The sequence below is a fragment of the Telluribacter roseus genome (assembly GCF_017355915.2).
Taxonomy (GTDB): domain Bacteria; phylum Bacteroidota; class Bacteroidia; order Cytophagales; family Spirosomataceae; genus Telluribacter.
Genome location: NZ_JAFEUV020000040.1, coordinates 1 through 951, shown reverse-complemented (window position 1 = coordinate 951; position 951 = coordinate 1). Strand labels below are relative to the sequence as shown.

Here is a 951-nt window from a genome sequence, read left to right as displayed (position 1 = left end):
TGTACGTAGTCAAGTAAAAATGGACAGAAGGGAAGAAAAAGGGAAGAGACAATTTAGTAAATTGTTTCACCCAAATTACCTTAGTTATGTCCAAACCATCTAAAAGAACGCCTAGGCACTCCAAAACGGATCAATCAGCCTCATCTACTCCGGAGCGCCCATCTGCCTTTTCCATTATTAAAGATATTCAACCGGTCCGCCGGCGCGGGACAAAGCCGGCGCCAATACACTGCTGAGGAGAAAATCGGCACGGGCCGCCCCGCAAATCGTACTGGAAGGCTTGCAAGGCGAACAATCTGTGGCTGAAATCTGTCGCCGCGAAGGACTCAACACCAACGTGTACTATCGCTGGATCGGACCGCCGAAGCGGTAAGGAGTTCCTGGAAGCAGGTAAAAAACGCTTGGCGGGTGATACGACCCGGGAGGCCACTGCTCCGCGCGGCGGTCGCCAGAAGTGCAAACCATCAAGTCAGAAAATGAAGCACTCAAGCAACTGGTGGCCGAACTGAGCCTGGAGAATAGGGCATTAAAAAAAAGTCTTAAAGCCGACGAATAATCCCTATCATCATATGACTCAGTCCGAAAAAATGGAAATTATCACGTTGGTTGAACAGTCAAGCGTTAGTGTAAAAGCAACCTTGCAGGAGTTAGGTATTAATCGATCTACCTTTTATCAATGGCGGTCCGCCGCAGCGGTATAAACGCTATTTGAATGATGGTTACGATGGATTGGCTGATCAACCTTACCAACGCACGAGTAGTTGGAACCAACTGCCCCCTGCTGAAAAAAGTCGGATCATAGAGCTAGCTCTGGAACGACCAGATCTTTCCAGTCGAGAACTAGCATGCTATATAGTTGACAATGAAGGATGGTTTGTGTCGGAGTCCACAGTCTACCGTATTCTGAAAAGCCGAGGTCTGGTGACTACGCCTGCTTACCGACTAATGGAA

General features: G+C 48.5%; 2 protein-coding genes. Both read left to right on the top strand.

Annotated features, from left to right (window positions below; genetic code table 11):
• The first annotated feature begins 569 nt into the window (after positions 1 to 569).
• Positions 570 to 701 carry a helix-turn-helix domain-containing protein gene (locus tag JTN23_RS26070; RefSeq protein WP_409049477.1) on the top strand — a complete coding sequence of 44 codons (132 nt, stop codon included), beginning with the start codon at positions 570 to 572 and terminating at the stop codon, positions 699 to 701.
• A gap of 7 nt (positions 702 to 708) precedes the next feature.
• The coding region (locus JTN23_RS26065; protein ID WP_409049476.1) for a helix-turn-helix domain-containing protein at positions 709 to 951 on the top strand (243 nt) is incomplete at its 3' end.

What these genes read in the sequence shown, in the direction of transcription:
- JTN23_RS26070 (WP_409049477.1), top strand. Translation starts at nt 570, where the DNA reads ATGACTCAGTCCGAAAAAATGGAAATTATCACGTTGGTTGAACAGTCA.